This window comes from Streptomyces chartreusis, assembly GCF_008704715.1.
Classification (GTDB): domain Bacteria; phylum Actinomycetota; class Actinomycetes; order Streptomycetales; family Streptomycetaceae; genus Streptomyces; species Streptomyces chartreusis.
This window is the reverse complement of the sequence record NZ_CP023689.1, coordinates 6,824,565-6,843,896: the sequence shown is the minus strand read 5'-3', so window position 1 is coordinate 6,843,896 and position 19,332 is coordinate 6,824,565. Positions and strand designations below refer to the sequence as shown.

The following is a 19,332-nucleotide window of genomic DNA, read 5'->3' as shown; positions in this document are numbered from 1 at the left end:
GAGGAGGTACGCGTGCGCATCACGAGAACCGTTCCTGCGAGACCCGTTCCGATCACCGCCCTGGTCCTGGCCACGGCCGGCTCACTGCTGCTCACCCCGCAGACCGCCGTCGCCGAGCCCCGGCCGCCGGTCCACCGCGAGACCGCGCCGGAGGGGCCCGCCGCACAGACGCCCCTGAGCGCGGCCCGGCGGGCCCTGGCCGCGGCGAAATCCGAGTCCACCACCGAGGCCGCCGCGGAGTCCGCCTCCGCCGCCGTGCTCGGCGACGACAGCCGGGGCTACCCCCGTCGCCAGGTCCTCGCCCCCGACCCCGAGAACCCGGCCGACAGGTCCATCAAGCTCGGTCTCGCCCCGTACCACGCCATCGCGCCGAAGCTGAACGCCCTCCAGGCCCTGGGCGACCGGGTGAGCGTGGAGGTCGCGGGGCGGTCGGCCGGCGGGCACCGGCTGTACCTCGTCACCGTCACCGCCCCGGAGAGCGCCCGTCAGGCCCGCGCCCAGGCCGGCATGCGCGAGCTCATCGAGAACGCGCCCGCGCTCGCGGCCAAGTCACCCGGGATCAAGCGGGACTACAAGGCGCCGGTCTTCCTCAACAACAACATCCACGGCAACGAGTGGGAGGGCACCGACGCCTCCCTGAAGCTCATCGAGCGGCTCGCCACCGCCGACGACAGCACCACGCGCGACCTCCTCGCGCACAGCCGGCTCTACTTCAACATCACGGCCAACCCCGACGGCCGGATCGCCGGGACCCGCGCGAACGCGGGCGGCTTCGACCTGAACCGGGACTTCGTCACCGCCTCGCAGCCCGAGGTGCGGGCGATGCGGCGCATCATGATCGACAAGCAGCCGGCCGTCATGCTCGACCTGCACGGCTACGTCAACGGCACCCTCATCGAGCCGACCACTCCCCCGCACGGCGAGAACTACGAGTACGACCTGTTCCTGAAGAACACCTACGCCAACGCCCTCGGCATGGAGGCCGCCGTCAACGGCCTCGGCTACACGGCCGAGAAGGACGGTGTGCAGCCCGCGCAGATCCCGTTCCGGGACCAGCAGGAGGGCTGGGACGACTGGCCGCCGATCTTCACCCCGCAGTACGCGGCCTACCACGGCACGGTCGCCGCGCACACGGTGGAGATCCCGATGCGGGTGAACAACGCCGACTACGCCAATCTCCCCGTCACCGAGCTGCGCCGCCGCTCCGCCGTCAACGTCGACGTCGCCGGGGCCGCCCTGCGCGCCACCCTCGACTTCGTGCGGACCCGGCGCGCCTCGCTCGTCGCCGACCAGATCGAGGTCTTCCGGCGCGGGGCCACGGGCGCCGCCCAGGTCCCGGTGTCCGAGGAGACGGTCCCGGGCGTCCCCGGCATCGGCCCCGAGGACGTCTACACAACGACGTTCCCGCGCGCCTACGTCATCCCGGCCGGCCGGGCCGCCCAGCGCTCGGCGACGGCCGCCGCCCGCCTGGTGGACCATCTCCTCGCCAACGACGTCCGCGTCACCCGGGCACTGCACGACTTCCGGCTCGGCTCACGGACGTACGCGAAGGGCTCGTACGTCGTCGACCTGCGCCAGTCCAAGCGCGGCCTGGCGAACGCGCTGCTCGCGGACGGGCGGGACATCAGCGACAAGGTGTCGGTGATGTACGACATCTCGGGCTGGAGTCTGGGCCGGCTGTGGGGCGCGACGGTCGAGCCCGTGACCCGCGGCAGCCTGGCCGGCGCCCCGCTGCGGCCGGTGTCGGCCGCCGCCCGGGTCGGGTACGTCGCCCCGCGCGGCGACCTGCGGCTGCGGCTGGACGACCCGCGCGAGGTCGCGGCCCTGAACTCGCTGCTCCAGCAGGGTGTTCCGGCCCGCCGGGCGGCCGACGGCAGTGCGATCGTCCCGGCGTCCGCCCGCGCGAGGGCCGAGGCGGCGGCACGGACGTACGACGTCGCCTTCGACGCGACGAAGGTCAAGGGCACGGCCCCGCTGCACCGCACACGCGTCGCGGCCGCCGTCACGCCGGGTGAGCTCCTGGCGCTGCGGGAGATGAACTTCGAGGTCACTCCGGTCTCGCCGGGCGTGCTGAACGCCGGGTTCGACTGGTCGTCGGTGGACGTGCTGTTCGTGTCGGCGGGGCTGGACCACGGCGATCTGAACGACGGCGCCCGCAGCGCCCTCGACGCGTTCCTGGACGGGCACGGCCTGGTCGGGCGGGGTGCCACGGGCGCCGAGCTCAACGCGGCGGCCGGGCTGCTCGCCGTGAAGCCGGTCGAGGGCAACGGGGACGCCAACGGTGTGGTGCGCGTGGCGAACTCGGGCAGCGCCCTGATGAACGGCGCCCCCTCGCACGGCTTCGTCTACGCGCCCGTGTGGTTCACCGACCTCGGCCCGGGCGTCCGGGTGGAGCAGTCGTACGCCACCGGCGATCCGCTCGTCTCCGGGCACTGGCGGCCGTCGCAGGACGGCACCGGCGGGCCCGCGGACGCGGCGGGGCGGGCCGCGGTGGTCAGCGGGCCGCAGGCGGTCCTGTTCGGCACCGAGCCGATGTTCCGGGATCATCCCAAGGGAGAATTCGCCCAGGTCGGAAGGGCGTTGTTCAGCATGGCGGACGCCACCGGCACCAGATGAGGAGAGCGGATGACGCAGGGAATCCACGGCACCGTCGCGGACGGCTTCGAGCCGGTGCGCGAGGAGTTCGCCGCATTCGTCGCGGGTGAACTCCCCGACTACGAAGGGCAGTTGTGCGCCTATGTGCACGGCCGGAAGGTCGTCGACCTGTGGGCGGGTGACGGCTGCGAGGCCGACTCCCTGCACGGCGTGTTCTCCTCCACCAAGGGTGCCGCGTACCTCGTGGTCGCGCTGCTCATCCAGGAGGGCACGCTGGAGCCGGACCGGAAGGTGACGTACTACTGGCCGGAGTTCGGGGCCGAGGGCAAGGGCGGGCTGACCCTGCGCGAACTGCTCTCGCACCGGGCCGGGGTGGTCGGACTGGACGCCGGGTTCACCGGGGCGGAGCTGGCCGACGACCGCGTGATCGCCGAGCGGCTCGCCGACCAGCGGCCGTTCTGGCGGCCGGGCGCGGCCTTCGGCTACCACGCGTTCGTCATCGGCGCGCTCGTCGGCGAGGTCGTGCGCCGAGCCACCGGCCGCACCCTCCAGGAGGTGTACGAGGAGCGGATCCGGGCGCCGTACGGCCTGGACTTCCACCTCGGACTCCCCGAGGAGCTGGAGCCGCGCTACCGATCGGTGCAGCCGATGGCGCCGACGCCGGAGCAGCAGGCGGTGCTGGACGCGACGCCGACGGGGCCGCACACCCTGGCCTCGATCGCGTTCAACACGCATGTGCCGGGGGCCGGCGAGCTGGTGGACTACCCCAACTCCCGTGCCGTGCGGGCGAGCGGGCCGGCCTCGGCGGGGGGTGTGGCGTCCGCGCGCGGGCTCGCCGGGATGTACGCGGCAGCGATCAGCGAGATCGACGAGCGCCCGCCGCTGCTGAAGCCGGACACGATCGCCGAGGTGGGCCAGATCCACTCCACCGGGTACGACCTGGTGGCCCGGGTCCACAAGTCCTTCGGCCTCGGCTTCCAGGCGGTCTCCGACTACGTCTACCCGTTCCTGGGCGCGGGCTCCTTCGGTCACAGCGGCGCGGGCGGCTCCCAGGCCTTCGCCGACCCCCGCAGCGGGCTCGCCTACGGCTACACCCGCCGCCGGTTCGCCTACCCGGGCGGCGCGGCACCGGAGAACGACCGGCTGGTGCACGCGGCGCACAGGGCAGCACTGGCGAGCTGACGTCGGACGGCAGCACAGAGGCCGCACCCCACGTCCAGGGGTGCGGCCTCCGCTTGTGCGGCGTGCGGCCTCAGAGCAGCGTCACGCTGATGTTGCCGCGCGTCGCCTTCGAGTACGGGCAGACCTGGTGGGCCTTCTCAAGCAGGTCCCGGGCCGTCGCGGCGTCGACGTTCGGGATGGCCGCCGAGATCTCGACGATGATCCCGAAGCCGTCGTCGTTCTTGCCTATGCCGACCTTCGCGGTGACGGTCGAGCCGGAGATGTCGGCCTTCTCCTGGCGCGCGACGACGCCGAGGGCGCCCTGGAAGCAGGCGCTGTAGCCGGCGGCGAACAGCTGCTCCGGGTTGGTGCCGGTGCCGCTGCCGCCCATCTCCTTCGGCGGGTTCACCACGACGTCGAGCTTGCCGTCGTCGGTGGCGACCCGGCCGTCGCGACCGTTCTCGGCGGTGGCGACGGCCGTGTACAGGACGTCGGACTGCTGGATGGTCATGCGGTGTCTTCTCCTTCTCGGTCCGCCGCGACTCGCGCCCACGATCGACGACGGTTTCGGAAAGAAGTTACCGCATACCGGAAATCCACAGAAGGCGTCAGAGCTTGACGATCATCTTTCCGGTGTTGTCGCCACGCAGAACCCCGAGGAACGCCTCCAGGTTGTTCTCGATGCCCTCGACGACCGTCTCGCGGTACTTGAGCTGCCCGGAGGCGACCCAGGGACCGACCTCCTGGACGAACTGCTGCTGGAGGTCGTAGTGGTCGCCGACCAGAACGCCCTCGACGCGCAGCCGGTTCTGGAGGATCTTGACCATGTTGCGCGGGCCGGGGGTCGGCTCGGTCGCGTTGTACTGCGAGATCATGCCGCAGATCACGGCCCGGCCCCTGAGGTTGAGCGCGCCGATCGCGGCCTCCAGGTGCTCGCCGCCGACGTTGTCGAAGTAGACGTCGATCCCGTCCGGCGCGGCCTCCGCGAGCTGCTCCCGGACCGGTCCGTTCTTGTAGTTGAAGGCGGCGTCGAAGCCGTACTCCTCGACGAGCAGCTTGACCTTCTCGTCGGAGCCGGCGGAGCCGATGACCCGCGAGGCGCCCTTGAGCTTGGCGATCTGGCCGACCTGGCTGCCGACGGCACCCGCGGCGCCGGACACGAAGACCGCGTCGCCCTCCTTGAAGGCACCGACCCGCAGCAGGCCCGCGTACGCGGTCAGCCCGGTCATGCCGAGGACACCGAGGTACGTGGACAGGGGCGCGGCCTCGGGGTCGACCTTGACCGCGGCCGTCGCGTCCATGACGGCGTACTCGCGCCAGCCGAAGAAGTGCAGGACGTGGTCGCCGACCGCGATGCCCTCGGCGTTGGAGGCGACGACCTCGCCGACGGCACCGCCCTGCATGACCTTGCCGAGCTCGAACGGCGCGGCGTAGGACTTGGCGTCCGACATGCGGCCGCGCATGTACGGGTCGACGGAGAGGTACTTGTTCTTCACCAGCACCTGGCCCTCGCGGGGCGTGCGGATCTCGGTCTCGACCAGGGCGAAGTCCTCGGGCTTGGGCCAGCCGACGGGGCGGGAGATGAGGTGCCATTCGCGGTTGGTCATGGGGGTGTGCCTTTCCTGGTCCACTGCTTCTGCTGGTTCTGGTGTCTTCTGCTGCGAAATTTACTTCAGTATCTGAAACAACCATGCTCCTGAATATTTCAGGATGTCAAGTAACAGGGTTACCCTGAGAGCATGGCCACTCCACACAAGACCCGCCGTCCGGATGAACTGACCCTTGAAGTCGTCGACCTCATCGGTTCGGTCGTGGCCCGGTACCACGAGGAGTACGAGGAGGCCGCCGCCGAGCACGCGCTGACCGGGGCGCAGGCGCGGCTGCTGAGCCTGCTGTCGCTGGAGCCGTTGCCGATGCGGAAGCTGGCGCAGCGGTTGCGTTGCGAGCCGTCGAACGTGACCGGGATCGTGGACCGGCTGGAGGCGCGGGGGCTGGTGGAACGGCGGCCGGATCCGGCGGACCGGCGGGTGAAGCTGGCGGCGGTGACGGAAGAGGGGCGGACGGTGGCCCGGGGGCTGCGTGAGTCGCTGCGGTTCGCTCGGGAGCCGCTTGCGGGGCTGGCGGAGGAGGAGCGGTTGGCGCTGCGGGATCTGTTGCGCCGCATGCTGGGGGTGCGGCAGGAGGATGTGCCGCGCTAGGTAGTCGGTTGTCTGCCGGTCCGCGGTGGCTGGTCGCGCAGTTCCCCGCGCCCCTTGCGGCGTTGCCGCACCGCGGCTGACGAGGACGGCCGGGCTTTGCGCGGCGGTTCTGCAGTGTCCCCAGGGGCGCGGGGAACTGCGCGACCGGCCACGACGCGCCCGCAGACGCGAGACGACCTGTCGTGGCACATCCCCCGGCGGATCACCCCGTGCAGGTGATGCGGGGGCCGGGGTGTGCGCGGTGGGATGTGTCTGTGTTTGGTGAGCGCAGACATGCCGGCGCGGGGCCGCGGTGGGCGGCGCGTCTGGCGTTGCTCGTCGCCGCCGGGGCGCTCGTGCTGGTGCTGACCGCGGCCGGGATCGACAGTCTCGGCCTGTTGGCGGTCGGGCTGGCGGGGCTCGCCGTCACCGCTGCCGCGCTGTGGTGGACGCTCTCGCGGCGCGGGCTGGTGCGGGCGCTGGCCGCCGTGCTCGCGTTGCTGACGCCGGGTGCGGTGCTGCTGGCGTACTCGGCGGTGGGGCTGCTGTGGGCCGTGCTGTCGGCCCTCGCGCTGTGGGCCGTCGCGGCGTTGATCGGGCGGTCCGCCCTCGCGGCGGACGCCGGGCACGCGAAGGAACGGACCCGTTCGACGCCCCCGCCCAAGGCACCGTTCCTCATCATGAACCCCCGCTCCGGCGGCGGAAAGGTCGGCAGGTTCGACCTCGTCGCCAAGGCGCGGGCCCGGGGCGCCGAGGTCGTCGTGCTGGACCCGGCGCATCCCCAGGACGTCGAGGCACTCGCCCGCCGGGCCGTCGCCGAGGGAGCCGATCTGCTGGGGGTCGCGGGCGGCGACGGCACCCAGGCGCTGGTGGCGGGGGTGGCCGCCGGGCACGGCCTGCCGTTCATGGTGATCTCCGCCGGCACCCGCAACCACTTCGCCATGGACCTCGGCCTGGACCGGGACGACCCCTCGAAGTGCCTCGACGCGCTGACCGACGGCGTCGAACTCCGCGTCGACCTCGGCCGGATCGGTGAGCGCGTGTTCGTGAACACCGCGTCCTTCGGGGCGTACGCGACGGTGGTGCAGAGCCCCGCGTACCGCGACGACAAGGTGCGCACCATCCTGCGGGAGCTCCCGGACCTGCTGACCCATCACACCGGTCCGCGGCTGACCGTGCGGGCGGGGCAGGTGGCCATCGACGCTCCCCAGGGTGTGCTGATCAGCAACAACCCCTACGGCCTCGGGGACGCGGCCGGTCTGGGCCGGCGGCCCCGGCTGGACTCCGGCGCCCTCGGCGTCCTCGGGGTCAGCGTCGACAACGCCGCGCAGGCGGCCGGGCTGCTGCGCGGCCAGCAGGCACGCGGACTGATCTCACTGGCCGCGGAGGAGGTGGTGGTCCGCTCCGACGCGCCCGACGTCCCGGTGGGCGTCGACGGCGAGGCCCTGCTGCTGCCCGCTCCCGTCGTGTGCCGCGTCGTGCCGGGCGCGCTGCGTGTGCGCGTACCGCGCGACCGGCCGGGCGTGCCCGACGCGAAGCCGCCGGTCGACTGGCGGGCCCTGCGCCGCCTGGCGTTCGCACACCGGAACGGGGGTACCAGCGGGTGACATCAACTGGGGGCACCACCGCGTGACGTTCACCGAGGCGAACGCCGACCGCTCAGGTGCACCACCACAGGAACCGGTTGCACGTCTCCGACGGCGACGGGTCCGGGGTCGGGTCCGAGGCGGGCGGCTCGGTCGTCGGCGCCGGGTCCTCCGCCGAGGTGGGGGCGGGAGCCGGGTCCTGGGTGGACGGCCCGGAGCCGCCGCCCGTCGAAGAGGACTGGGGGTCCTTCGACGGGGTCTTGTCGTCCTCGTCCTTCTTGTCCTTGTCCTTGGGGGACTTGGAGACCGAAGGGGAGGCCGAGGGGTCGTCCGACGCCTTGTCCGCGCCCGCTCCGCCGCTACCGTCCGTCGCGTCCGGCGAGGGCGACACCTCCGACTCCGCGGCGCCCTCCGCCGACTCGTCCCCGGCGGCGGCCGGCTTGGCGCTCCTGCCGGGGGCGTCCATGCCGAGTTCCGCGAGGCTGAGGCCGCCGGCCGCGAGCACGAACCCGGCCGTGATCAGCAGGACCCGGCGACGGCGGCGCCGGTGCGCGGCGGCCTTGCGATCGCGACGGCTCCCGCCGCCCGCCCCGGACTCCTCGTCCAGGTCCGCGTCGTCCTCGTCGTCGTACTCGGCGGACTCGTCGTACCCGGCGGCTTCGTCGTTCTCCGCGTACTCGTCGCTCTCGGTGTACTCGTCGGGCTCTTCGTGACCGCGCCTGCGTCCACGGCCGCGCCGCTGCGCCGCCCGTCGTGCGGCACGCCCGCCGACCGGCGCGTCCGCGGCGACCGGCTCGGCCTCCTGGGCGTCCTCGGTGTCCGCGGCCGACTCGGCCTGCTGAACGCCGGGTTCGTGGTGACGCTCGCCGTACCCGGCGTCGTAGGGCTGTCCGCCGTACTGGTCCGTGCCGTACCCGCCGCCGTACTGCCCCGCGCCCGCGTACCCGTCGTACGCGCCCTGGCCCGCGGCACCCGCGGGTCGTTCGGCCATCTGCGGGTACGCCTGGTCCGGAGCACCCGCGTACACCCGGGGTTGTTCGACCGTGGCGCCGCACCCCGGGCAGGCGAGGGCGCCATTCAGGTGCCGTCGGCACGGGTGGCAGTAGTCCATGACGCGGGAAGACTAGGTTCCGCAGACGCACGGTTCATAGTCACAGCTGTGAAAGTTCTGTATGAAACAAGCCGTTCGTGCATGGCGAGTTGACGGATATGCGCGGACACGCCAGAGACGCCCTCCACGCTGCGCGACGGACTGCCCGAAATCCGTATCGAAAGCGGTGTCGAAACCGTTATGTGTTCGACCCATTGACACTCCGACCGCCCTCTCCCTACTGTCACGTCAGCATTTCGAACGTGTGACGAAATCTCGAACACACTCGAATGCGACGCCAAATGAGCCGACGACGCAGCAAGGGGCAACTGCCGTGCGCATCACCGGAATCAGCACACACGTGGTCGGGACGCCGTGGCGCAACCTGACCTACGTCCAGGTGCACACCGACGAGGGGGTCACCGGAGTCGGCGAGACCCGGATGCTGGGCCACACCGACGCGCTGATCGGCTACCTGCGGGAGGCCGAGGCCAACCACATTCTCGGTTCGGACCCGTTCGCTGTCGAGGACCTCGTCCGCCGCATGAAGTACGGCGACTACGGCCGGGCCGGCGAGATCGTGATGTCCGGTATCGCCGTGATCGAGATGGCCTGCTGGGACATCAAGGGCAAGGCCCTCGGGGTACCGGTCTGGCAGCTCCTGGGCGGCAAGGTCACCGACAAGGTCAAGGCGTACGCCAACGGCTGGTACACCACGGAGCGGACCCCGGAGGCGTACCACAAGGCCGCCCAGGGCGTCATGGAGCGCGGGTACAAGGCGCTCAAGATCGACCCCTTCGGCACCGGGCACTTCGAGCTCGACCACGAGCAGTCCCTGTACGCCGTCTCGCTCATCGAGGCCGTGCGGGACGCCATCGGCCCCGACGCCGAGCTGATGCTGGAGATGCACGGCCGCTTCTCCCCCGCCACCGCCGTACGGCTCGCCAAGGAGCTGGCGCCCTTCAAGCCGGCGTGGCTGGAGGAGCCCTGCCCGCCGGAGAACCTGAAGGCGCTGGAGAAGGTCGCCGCCAAGGTCGACATCCCGGTCGCCACCGGCGAGCGGATCCACGACCGCATCGAGTTCCGCGAGCTCTTCGAGAGCCAGGCCGTCGACATCATCCAGCCCGACGTCGGCCACATCGGCGGCATCTGGGAGACCCGCAAACTGGCCGCGACCGCCGAGACCCACTACGTGCTGGTCGCCCCGCACAACGTCGGCGGCTCGGTCCTGACCGCCGCCTCCCTCCAGGTCGGCTTCACCTCCCCGAACTTCAAGATCCTGGAGCACTTCAACGACTTCGCCGACGCGGAGATCAAGAAGGTCGTCAAGGGCGCGCCGCAGGTGAACCCGGAGGACGGCTGCTTCCACCTCTCCGACGCCCCCGGCCTCGGGGTGGAGTTCGACGCCGACGCCGCCGCCGAGTTCCCGCAGCAGCAGGCCCGCTTCGACCTGTGGGCCGAGGGCTGGGAGCAGCGCAAGCCCAAGGGCTCGCAGTGAGCACCGCCGTCGTCGTCGACGCGCCCGGCGAGCACCGGCTCACCGAGCACACGCCGCGTGCGCCGGAGGCCGGCGAGGCGCTGGTGCGGGTCCACGCGGTCGGGATCTGCGGCAGCGACCGGGAGGTGTACCAGGGCAACAGGCCCGAGGGGTACGTCCGTTACCCGCTCACGCCGGGGCACGAGTGGTCCGGGACCGTGCAGGCGGTCGGGGCCGGGGTGCCGTCGGGTCTCGTCGGCCGCAAGGTCGTCGGCGAGGGGTTCCGCAACTGCCAGGTCTGCGACCGCTGTCACGCCGGTGAGACGACGCTGTGCGGTGCGGGCTACGAGGAGACCGGGTTCACCCAGCCCGGCGCCATGGCGGGCACGCTGACGCTCCCCGCCCGGCTGCTGCACGTCCTGCCGGACGACTGCGACCTGACCGCCGCGGCCCTGCTGGAGCCGGCCGCCTGCATCGCCGCCGCGGCGATCAAGGCGCACGCGCTGCCGGGTGAGCGGGTGGCCGTGGTGGGCACCGGGACGCTCGGGATGTTCGCCGTCCAGTTCCTCAAGGCGGGTTCGCCGGGCGAGCTGCTCGTGGTGGGCACGCGGCGCGACCGGGAGGCGCTGTCGCGGCAGTACGGCGCGACCGACTTCCGCACCAAGGACCAGGAGCTCCCGGACGACTTCGACGTCGTCATCGAGACCGCCGGGTCCGCGGACGCGGCGCGGGTCTCCGCCGCCCTGCTGCGGCGCGGCGGGCGGCTGGTCCTCACCGGGATCCCGGCGCCGGGCGCGCAGGGACTCGACCCGACCGATCTCGTCGTACGGCAGCTGGAGGTGCACACCGTGTTCGGGGCACCGCCGGACGCCTGGGCACACACGGTGCGCGTGTTCGCGGCCGGGCTGCTCGATCCGCTGCCGCTCGTCACGCACGAGCTGCCTCTCCAGGAGTTCCCGGAGGCGATCGAGCTCGTCGGATCCGGCGATCCAAAGGTGGGCAAGGTCCTCCTCCGTCCCTAGCCGTACGCCGGTACGGGGGCAACCTGACGGTCCCCGTACCGGCGTACACCAAGACCCGCACGCCTTGAGCCGCGAACCTCGTCCGATATTTCGAACCAGAAGGACAGCTTGTGACCGACGCTTCCGCAGCCCGTCGACCCGGTGAGCAGGCGCTCTCCGCACTCGGCCTGGGCGCGCCCGACCTCTCCCCCGCCGACGCCTCGCCCCACACCTTCCCGGGCGGCGGCCGCTGGCGCACCGAGATCCCCTCGTGCGAGGGTCCCGAAGCGCTCGCCGTCGTCCTCAAGGAAGCCTCGCTGCTGGACGTGCCGATCCACCGGATCAGCCAGGGCAGCGGCGTATGGATGCTGACCGACGCCGAGATCGCCGAGATGGTCGACGCGACGAACGAACGCGACATCGAGCTCTGCCTGTTCACCGGCCCGCGCGGCACCTGGGACATCGGCGGCTCCACGCGCACCGACTCGCGGGGGGCCGGACTGCGCGCCCGGGGCCACGACGCCGTCGCCGGCTGCGTCGAGGACGCCGTACGGGCCACGGAGCTGGGCGTGAAGTGCCTGCTCGTCGCCGACGAGGGCGTGCTGTGGACGCTGCACCGGGCGCGGGCCGCCGGGATCATCCCGGCCGACACCACCCTCAAGGTGAGCGCGCTGATAGGCCCGGTCAACCCGGCCGCCTACGCGGTCTACGAGAACCTCGGCGCCGACTCGATCAACGTGCCCAGCGATCTCACGCTCGATCACCTCACCGAGATCCGGCGGGTCTCCGCCGCCCCCATGGACATGTACATCGAGGCCCCCGACGATCTCGGCGGCTATGTCCGGATGTACGAGGTCGCCGAGCTGATCCGGCGCGGCGCACCGCTCTATCTGAAGTTCGGGCTCTCCAAGGCCCCCGGCATCTACCCCTACGGACACCACATGCGGGACCTGACGCTGGCCACCGCCCGGGAACGCGTACGGCGCGGCCGGCTGGCCCTGGACCTGCTGGCACGGCACGGAGCTGACGGCGACATGGCGCCTCTCGGTTCACGGCTGCCCGGAACTCTGAAGCGATTCGAAACTCCCGCATAACGTTCCGGACAAACCCCCTTCACAGAAGAAGACGCAGTCGAACACAATCCCACACACCCTCGGTCTACTCTCACCGCTGGCCGAACAGCCCTCGACACGCGTCCTCGCAATCGCCCAGACCGAGCCCTGCTCACCCACATCAAGGATGATGATCATGCGTACACGCAGAGCCGCACTCGCCGCCATCGCCTCCGCCGCGTCCCTCGCGCTGACCCTGACCGCCTGTGGCCAGAGCGGCGAGGGCGGCAGCAAGGAGGAAGGCGGGGACACCAAGGGCGCGACCATCGGCATCGCGATGCCGACCAAGTCCTCCGAGCGCTGGATAGCCGACGGCAAGAACGTCGTCGCGGACCTGGAGTCCAAGGGCTACAAGACCAAGTTGGTCTACGGCGAGGACGACCCGGACCAGCAGGTCTCACAGATCGAGAACCTGATCACGCAGGGCGTCAAGGCGCTGATCGTCGCGGCCATCGACAACAAGTCGATGAACAACGTGCTCCAGCAGGCCAAGGACGCCGACATCCCGGTGATCTCCTACGACCGCCTCATCCTCGGCACCGAGAACGTCGACTACTACGCGTCGTTCGACAACGAGAAGGTCGGCGAGCTCCAGGCCAACTACATGGTCGAGAAGCTCGGACTGAAGGACGGCTCGAAGAAGGGCCCCTTCAACATCGAGCTGTTCGCCGGCTCGAACGACGACAACAACACCCGCTACTTCTTCGGCGGGGCGATGAAGGTGCTGCAGCCCTACATCGACAAGAAGCAGCTCGTCGTCCGCTCCGGCCAGACCAAGCTGACCCAGGTCACCACCCTGCGCTGGGACGGCGGCACCGCCCAGAAGCGCATGGACGACATCCTGACCTCGGCCTACAAGAGCGAGCGCGTGGACGCGGTCCTCTCGCCCTACGACGGCATCTCCATCGGCATCCTGTCGGCCCTGAAGTCGGACGACTACGGCTCCAAGAGCAAGCCGCTGCCGGTCGTCACCGGTCAGGACGCCGAGGTCGCGTCGGTGAAGTCGATCATCGCCGACGAGCAGTCGATGACCGTCTACAAGGACACCCGCGAGCTCGCCAAGGTCGCCTCGGGCATGGTCGATTCCCTGCTCAACGACAAGAAGCCCGAGGTCAACGACACCAAGACGTATGACAACGGCTCGAAGGTCGTCCCGGCGTACCTGCTGGAGCCGGTCGCGGTCGACAAGACCAACTACCAGAAGGAGGTCGTCGACTCCGGCTACATCAAGGAAAGCGACCTCAAGTAACCGCCAGCTCCTACTGATTGGAAGGCACGACCATGGCGGGACCCGTCCTGGAAATGCGCTCGATCGTCAAGACCTTTCCCGGCGTCAAGGCGCTGTCGGACGTCACGCTGACCGTCCGGCAGGGCGAGGTCCACGCCATCTGCGGGGAGAACGGCGCCGGCAAGTCGACCCTCATGAAGGTCCTCTCCGGCGTCCACCCGCACGGCACCTACGAGGGCGACATCCTCTTCGAGGGGGAGGTCTGCGAGTTCAAGGACATCAGGGCCAGTGAGCATCACGGCATCGTGATCATCCACCAGGAACTGGCCCTGATCCCCTACCTCTCCATCGCGGAGAACATCTTCCTCGGCAACGAGCACGCCACGCGCGGGATCATCAGCTGGACCGAGACCCTCAAGCACGCCACCGAACTGCTGCGCCGGGTCGGCCTCTCCGACCACCCCGACACCCGGGTCGCCGACATCGGCGTGGGCAAGCAGCAGCTCGTGGAGATCGCGAAGGCGCTGTCGAAGAAGGTGAAGCTGCTCATCCTCGACGAGCCGACCGCGGCTCTGAACGACGAGGACAGCGGCAAACTCCTGGACCTGATCCTGGAGTTGAAGAAGCAGGGCATCACCTCGATCATCATCTCCCACAAGCTCAACGAGATCCGCAAGGTCGCCGACTCGGTGACGATCCTGCGCGACGGCCAGACCATCGAGACCCTCGATGTGAAGGCACCGGAGACCAGCGAGGACCGGATCATCAGCGGCATGGTCGGCCGGGACCTGGAGCACCGCTTCCCCGACCGCACCCCGCACGAGCCGGAGGAGGGCGCGGCCCCCGCCCTTGAGATCCGCAACTGGACCGTGCACCACCCGATCGACCAGCAGCGCAAGGTCGTCGACGACGTGTCGATCGAGGTGCGGCGCGGGGAGATCGTCGGTATCGCGGGCCTGATGGGCGCCGGCCGCACCGAGCTCGCGATGAGCGTGTTCGGGCGGACCTACGGCCGCTACCACGGCGGCACGGTCCTCAAGGACGGCAAGGAGATCCGTACGAAGTCCGTCCCCGAGGCGGTGAAGAACGGCATCGCCTATGTCACCGAGGACCGCAAGCACTACGGCCTGAACCTCATCGACACCATCAACCGCAACATCTCGCTCAGCGCGCTGGGCAAGGTCGCCAAGCGGGGCGTGGTCGACGAGCACGGGGAGCGGCAGGTCGCCGAGGGCTTCCGCAAGTCCATGAACATCAAGGCGCCGACGGTCTTCGAGCCGGTGGGCAAGCTGTCCGGCGGCAACCAGCAGAAGGTCGTCCTCAGCAAGTGGATCTTCGCCGGTCCCGATGTGCTGATCCTGGACGAGCCGACGCGCGGTATCGACGTCGGTGCCAAGTACGAGATCTACACGGTCATCGACCAGCTGGCCGCCCAGGGCAAGGCGGTCGTCTTCATCTCCTCCGAGCTGCCGGAGCTGCTCGGCATGTGTGACCGCATCTACACGATGGCCGCGGGGCGGCTGACCGGCGAGTTCTCGCGGGCCGAGGCCTCGCAGGAATCGCTGATGCGTCAGATGACTAAGGACAAAGAGGTAACCCGATGAGCACGGATGTGACCGCCAAGACCCCGGCCCCCGCGCCGCCGGGCAAGAGCGGAGGGGCCGCGGGCGACGGCCTGCTCCAACTGGTGCTGGAGGGCCTGCGCCGCAACATGCGGCAGTACGGCATGCTGATCGCGCTCGGCCTGATCGTGGTGCTGTTCGCGGTGTGGACCGACGGCGACCTGCTGCTGCCGCGCAACGTCTCCAACCTGGTGCTCCAGAACAGCTACATCCTGATCCTCGCGATCGGCATGATGCTGGTGATCATCGCGGGCCACATCGACCTGTCGGTGGGATCGCTGACGGCGTTCATCGGCTCGATGGCCGCCGTTTTCATGGTCAAGAACGACCTGCCATGGCCCGTCGCGGTCATCCTCTGCCTCGCCATGGGCGCGCTCGCCGGCGCGGCACAAGGGTTCTTCATCGCGTACGGCGGAATACCATCCTTCATCGTGACCCTCGCGGGCATGCTGATCTTCCGCGGTCTCACCGAGATCTTCCTGGAGGGCCAGACCCTCGGCCCGTTCCCGGAGGGCCTGCAGAAGGTCGCCAACGGCTTCCTGCCCGAGGTCGGACCGAACACGAACTACCACAACCTCACTCTGCTGCTCGGCTTCGCGATGATCGCGTTCGTGGTCTTCCAGGAGTTCCGGGACCGCCGCAGGCAGCAGGAGTTCTCCCTGGACGTCCCGCCCTTCAAGCTGTTCCTGCTGAAGCTGGTCGCGCTCGGCGCCGCCATCCTCACGCTGACGATGCTGCTCGCCAGCTACAAGGGCGCCCCGATCGTGCTGCTCATCCTGGGTGTGCTGCTCGTCGGCTTCGGCTACGTCATGCGCAACGCGATCATCGGCCGCCACATCTACGCGATCGGCGGCAACCTGCCCGCGGCCAAGCTGTCGGGTGTGAAGGACAAGAAGGTCACCTTCCTGGTCTTCCTGAACATGGGCATGCTCGCGGCCCTGGCGGGTCTGGTCTTCGCCGCCCGCTTCAACGCGGCCTCTCCCAAGGCCGGCCTCAACTTCGAGCTGGAGGCCATCGCGGCCTCGTTCATCGGCGGTGCGTCGATGAGCGGCGGCGTCGGCACGGTCCTCGGCGCGATCATCGGTGGCCTGGTCCTGGGCGTGCTGAACAACGGCATGAACCTCGTCGGCATCGGCACCGACTGGCAGCAGGTCATCAAGGGCCTGGTACTGCTGGCGGCGGTCGGATTCGACGTGTGGAACAAGCGCAAGGTCGGTTCGTAAGTCCACGCAAGGGGCCCCGCCGGAACGGCGGGGCCCTTTCAAATTCCTGAACAGGAGCCGCACATGGACATGAGCAGACGTACGGTCATCGCCGGTGCCGCGGCGGCGGGGATCACCGCCGCGACCATCGGCAGCGCGCACGCCACGGGAGACCGGACGCCGGTGAAGTCGCTCTTCGGCAGGCTCGCCGACGGCACGAAGGTGTACAGCTGGTCGCTGGCCAACGGCGGCACGCGGATGAAGGTCCTCTCCTACGGCGGCGTCGTGCAGTCCCTGGAGATCCCGGACCGGCGCGGCCACTACGCCAACGTCTCCCTCGGCTTCGACAACATCGAGGACTACGTCGCGGGGAGCCCGTACTTCGGCGCGCTGATCGGCCGCTACGGCAACCGGATCGGCAAGGGGCAGTTCACCCTCGACGGCAAGGCCTACCAGGTCAACGTCAACGACGGCGCGAACAGCCTGCACGGCGGTGCCAAGGGCTTCGACAAGCGGGTGTGGGACGTCGAGCCGTTCACCAAGGGCTCCGACGTCGGCCTGCACCTGTACTACACGTCCGTCGACGGCGAGATGGGCTACCCGGGCACGCTCAAGGTGAAGGTGACGTACACCCTCACCAAGTACGGCGACTGGCGCATCGACTACGCGGCCACCACCGACAAGGCCACCGTCGTCAACCTCACCAGCCACGTCTACTGGAACCTCGCGGGCGAGGGCAGCGGCACGATCGAGAACCACGAGCTGAAGATCGACGCCTCCCGCTACACCCCCGTCGACTCGGGCCTCATCCCCACCGGTGAGCTGGCCCCCGTCGCCGGCACCCCCTTCGACTTCCGCCGCAGCAAGCGCATAGGCGAGGACCTGCGCGAGCCGCACCAGCAGCTGCTGTACGGCAAGGGCATCGACCACAACTGGGTGCTCGACAAGGGCATCTCGCCGCGTCCCGAGTGGATCGCGACCCTGAAGGACCCCTCCTTCGGCCGCACCCTGCGGATGGCGTCCACCGAGCCGGGCCTGCAGTTCTACTCCGGCAACTTCCTCGACGGCACCCTGGTCGGCACCGGCGGCCGCACCTACCGGCAAGGGGACGCGCTGTGCCTGGAGACACAGCACTTCCCGGACTCGCCGAACAAGCCGTCGTTCCCGTCGACGGTGCTGCGACCGGGGCAGACGTACCGGTCGACGACGATCCACTCGTTCAGCCGCTGAGTGCGGATCAGCCGCTGAGCCCGGCTGATCCGTCCGTTGTGACGGTTCTTCACAGGTGGCGCACAACTTCTCACCGACTTCTCAGTGGTTGAACAGCGCCACCCCAGTATCCGTATGTAAGGGCGGCCCGTGCTCCCCCGCGCGGGCCACCCAAAGACGACGGGCCCGGTCGTCCCCACCGGGCCCGCCCCATACGGAGGTTCCATGGCCGACAACGTCACCTCGCTGTTCCGCAGCACCGCGGCACACAGCCCGTCGATGGCGGCGCTGACGCGTGAGGGCGGCGACGGGGCCGGTCCGGTCGACTTCTGCATTCCCTGCAACCCGTACTTCCCGACGCCGGAGATGTTCGAGGACATGGGGGCCAGGCTGCGGGACATCATCACGTACTACCCGAGCAGCGCCGACACGATCACGGCCGAACTGTGCAGCCTGCTCCAGCTTCCGCCGCAGTGCGTGGCGATGGGCAACGGCTCCACGGAGCTGATCACCTGGATCGACCACCTGATGGTCCGGGAGTCCCTCGCCATCCCCGTCCCCACGTTCGGCCGCTGGACCGACCAGCCCATGGAGACCGGCAAGCGGGTCGACATGTTCCCGCTCCAGGAGTCCAGCGGCTTCGCCCTGGACCTCGCTCAGTACGCCGAGTTCATCCGGGCCAGGGGGACCCGGGTGGCGGTCATCTGCAACCCCAACAACCCCGACGGCGGCTACCTTCACAAGCACGCGCTCGTGCAGTTCATGGACGCCATGGCCGACCTCGACCTGGTCATCATCGACGAGTCCTTCCTGGAGTTCGCCGACGCCGAGCAGGAGCCGTCGGTCGTCCAGGAGGCGATGCTGCGCCCGAACGTGATCGTGCTGCGCAGCCTCGGCAAGAACTTCGGCCTGCACGGCATCCGCTTCGGCTACCTCGTCGCCAACCCGGCCCTGGCCGGCATGGTCCGCTCGATGCTGCCGAAGTGGAACCTCAACGCGTTCGCCGAGCACGTGGTGTTCATGCTCAAGAATCACGGCGCCGAGTACGCGCAGAGCCTGCACCAGGTGCGCCGCGACCGCCTCGACATGGCGAGCCACCTGGCCCAGCTGCCCGGCCTGACGGTCTACCCGTCGCAGGGCAACTTCCTCTTCGTGCGCCTCCCCGTGGGCGCCGAGGGCACCGTGGTCCGCGACCGGCTGCTCACCGAGCACCGGATCCTGGTCCGCGAGTGCGGCAACAAGATCGGTTCGTCCAGCCGCTTCCTGCGACTCGTGGTGCGCCCCCAGGTGGACGTGCGTCGCCTGGTGTCCGGCCTGGAGCAGGTGCTCTACGGGTCCAGGAGGGGAGCCGCCGTACCCGAGCTGGGTACAGGGACCAACTACAGCTCGGGTACGGCGGCCGTGGACCGGTTGGTCAGCTCCACCAACGGCGCGGGAGTGCCGGGTCTTGCCGCGCAGGCCATGGCGGCGCCGATGCCTGCGGTGCCTCAGCCGCAGGCGGTGCCGCAGGGGGGCGGCATGCCGATGCCTGCGCCGGTTCCGGTGGCCCCGGCCGCGGCGGCCCCTGCGCCGGCTCCCGCTCCGACGCCCATGCCCGCGCCGATGCCGGCGCCGGTTCCCGTGGCGACGCCCGCTCCCGCGCCCGCGCCCGCCCCTGCCCCGATGTCGTTCCCGTCGCCCGTGGCGCCCGCCGCGGCGGTGGTGCCGCCGGCCGGACCCACGCCGCCGGGAGTGCCGGCGCGTGGGGGGCTTACGGCCGCGCAGGTGCGCGGTACTACAGGGCCGGGGTTGACTCCGGCGCCGGCGACCGGGTGGCCGAACAGCCAGAGCTGGCCCAATGCGGCGGGGATGGGGCAGGTCGGGTAGCGCCCT

General features: G+C 70.2%; 15 protein-coding genes. 12 read left to right on the top strand and 3 right to left on the bottom strand.

Annotated elements, in window-relative coordinates; genetic code table 11:
* Positions 1 to 12: 12 nt before the first annotated feature.
* Positions 13 to 2,616 carry a M14 family zinc carboxypeptidase gene (locus CP983_RS30070; protein ID WP_150503017.1) on the top strand — a complete coding sequence of 868 codons (2,604 nt, stop codon included), beginning with the start codon at positions 13 to 15 and terminating at the stop codon, positions 2,614 to 2,616.
* A 9-nt stretch (positions 2,617 to 2,625) separates the two neighbouring features.
* Positions 2,626 to 3,777, top strand: coding sequence for a serine hydrolase domain-containing protein (locus CP983_RS30065; protein WP_150503015.1), 1,152 nt, complete (start codon positions 2,626 to 2,628; stop codon positions 3,775 to 3,777).
* Between the two features lie 70 nt (positions 3,778 to 3,847).
* Here the strand turns inward: CP983_RS30065 and CP983_RS30060 are convergent, their stop codons facing one another.
* Complete coding sequence (locus CP983_RS30060; protein WP_107906767.1) at positions 3,848 to 4,267, bottom strand: organic hydroperoxide resistance protein; 420 nt, start codon at positions 4,265 to 4,267, stop codon at positions 3,848 to 3,850.
* Between the two features lie 97 nt (positions 4,268 to 4,364).
* Positions 4,365 to 5,363 carry an NADP-dependent oxidoreductase gene (locus CP983_RS30055; protein ID WP_107906766.1) on the bottom strand — a complete coding sequence of 333 codons (999 nt, stop codon included), beginning with the start codon at positions 5,361 to 5,363 and terminating at the stop codon, positions 4,365 to 4,367.
* A 132-nt stretch (positions 5,364 to 5,495) separates the two neighbouring features.
* On the opposite strand from CP983_RS30055, the gene CP983_RS30050 reads away from it, so the two are divergent.
* Positions 5,496 to 5,954: a MarR family winged helix-turn-helix transcriptional regulator gene (locus CP983_RS30050; protein WP_150503013.1), complete on the top strand. Its 459-nt coding sequence runs from the start codon at positions 5,496 to 5,498 to the stop codon at positions 5,952 to 5,954.
* 218 nt (positions 5,955 to 6,172) lie between these two features.
* Positions 6,173 to 7,540 (top strand): diacylglycerol/lipid kinase family protein, encoded by a 1,368-nt coding sequence (locus CP983_RS30045; protein WP_150506969.1) that lies wholly within the window; start codon positions 6,173 to 6,175, stop codon positions 7,538 to 7,540.
* 52 nt (positions 7,541 to 7,592) lie between these two features.
* Here the strand turns inward: CP983_RS30045 and CP983_RS44120 are convergent, their stop codons facing one another.
* The gene (locus tag CP983_RS44120; RefSeq protein ID WP_425282258.1) at positions 7,593 to 8,630 is read right to left on the bottom strand and encodes an SCO2400 family protein; all 1,038 of its coding nucleotides are present in this window, start codon (positions 8,628 to 8,630) and stop codon (positions 7,593 to 7,595) included.
* 313 nt (positions 8,631 to 8,943) lie between these two features.
* Here CP983_RS44120 and CP983_RS30030 point away from each other — a divergent pair, with 313 nt between their 5' ends.
* From CP983_RS30030 to CP983_RS29995, 8 genes are all read left to right on the top strand, one after another.
* The gene (locus CP983_RS30030; protein WP_107906764.1) at positions 8,944 to 10,107 is read left to right on the top strand and encodes a mandelate racemase/muconate lactonizing enzyme family protein; all 1,164 of its coding nucleotides are present in this window, start codon (positions 8,944 to 8,946) and stop codon (positions 10,105 to 10,107) included.
* Entirely contained in the window at positions 10,104 to 11,108 is a 1,005-nt protein-coding gene (locus CP983_RS30025; protein ID WP_150503009.1) for a zinc-dependent alcohol dehydrogenase, read from the top strand. The genes CP983_RS30030 and CP983_RS30025 overlap by 4 nt, the downstream gene beginning before the upstream one ends.
* 110 nt (positions 11,109 to 11,218) lie before the next feature.
* Positions 11,219 to 12,181: a glycosyltransferase family protein gene (locus CP983_RS30020; RefSeq protein ID WP_150503007.1), complete on the top strand. Its 963-nt coding sequence runs from the start codon at positions 11,219 to 11,221 to the stop codon at positions 12,179 to 12,181.
* A gap of 154 nt (positions 12,182 to 12,335) precedes the next feature.
* Positions 12,336 to 13,448, top strand: coding sequence for a multiple monosaccharide ABC transporter substrate-binding protein (gene chvE, locus CP983_RS30015; protein ID WP_353957457.1), 1,113 nt, complete (start codon positions 12,336 to 12,338; stop codon positions 13,446 to 13,448).
* A gap of 32 nt (positions 13,449 to 13,480) precedes the next feature.
* Positions 13,481 to 15,031 (top strand): multiple monosaccharide ABC transporter ATP-binding protein, encoded by a 1,551-nt coding sequence (gene mmsA, locus CP983_RS30010; RefSeq protein WP_150503005.1) that lies wholly within the window; start codon positions 13,481 to 13,483, stop codon positions 15,029 to 15,031.
* A complete protein-coding gene (mmsB, locus tag CP983_RS30005; RefSeq protein ID WP_030950373.1) occupies positions 15,028 to 16,272 on the top strand; it encodes a multiple monosaccharide ABC transporter permease in 1,245 nt (414 codons plus the stop codon). Before mmsA ends, mmsB begins: the two co-directional genes overlap by 4 nt.
* Positions 16,273 to 16,335: 63 nt before the next feature.
* Positions 16,336 to 17,481 carry an aldose epimerase family protein gene (locus CP983_RS30000; protein ID WP_150503003.1) on the top strand — a complete coding sequence of 382 codons (1,146 nt, stop codon included), beginning with the start codon at positions 16,336 to 16,338 and terminating at the stop codon, positions 17,479 to 17,481.
* Positions 17,482 to 17,685: 204 nt separating this feature from the next.
* Complete coding sequence (locus CP983_RS29995) at positions 17,686 to 19,326, top strand: pyridoxal phosphate-dependent aminotransferase (protein ID WP_150503001.1); 1,641 nt, start codon at positions 17,686 to 17,688, stop codon at positions 19,324 to 19,326.
* The last annotated feature ends 6 nt before the right edge of the window (positions 19,327 to 19,332 follow it).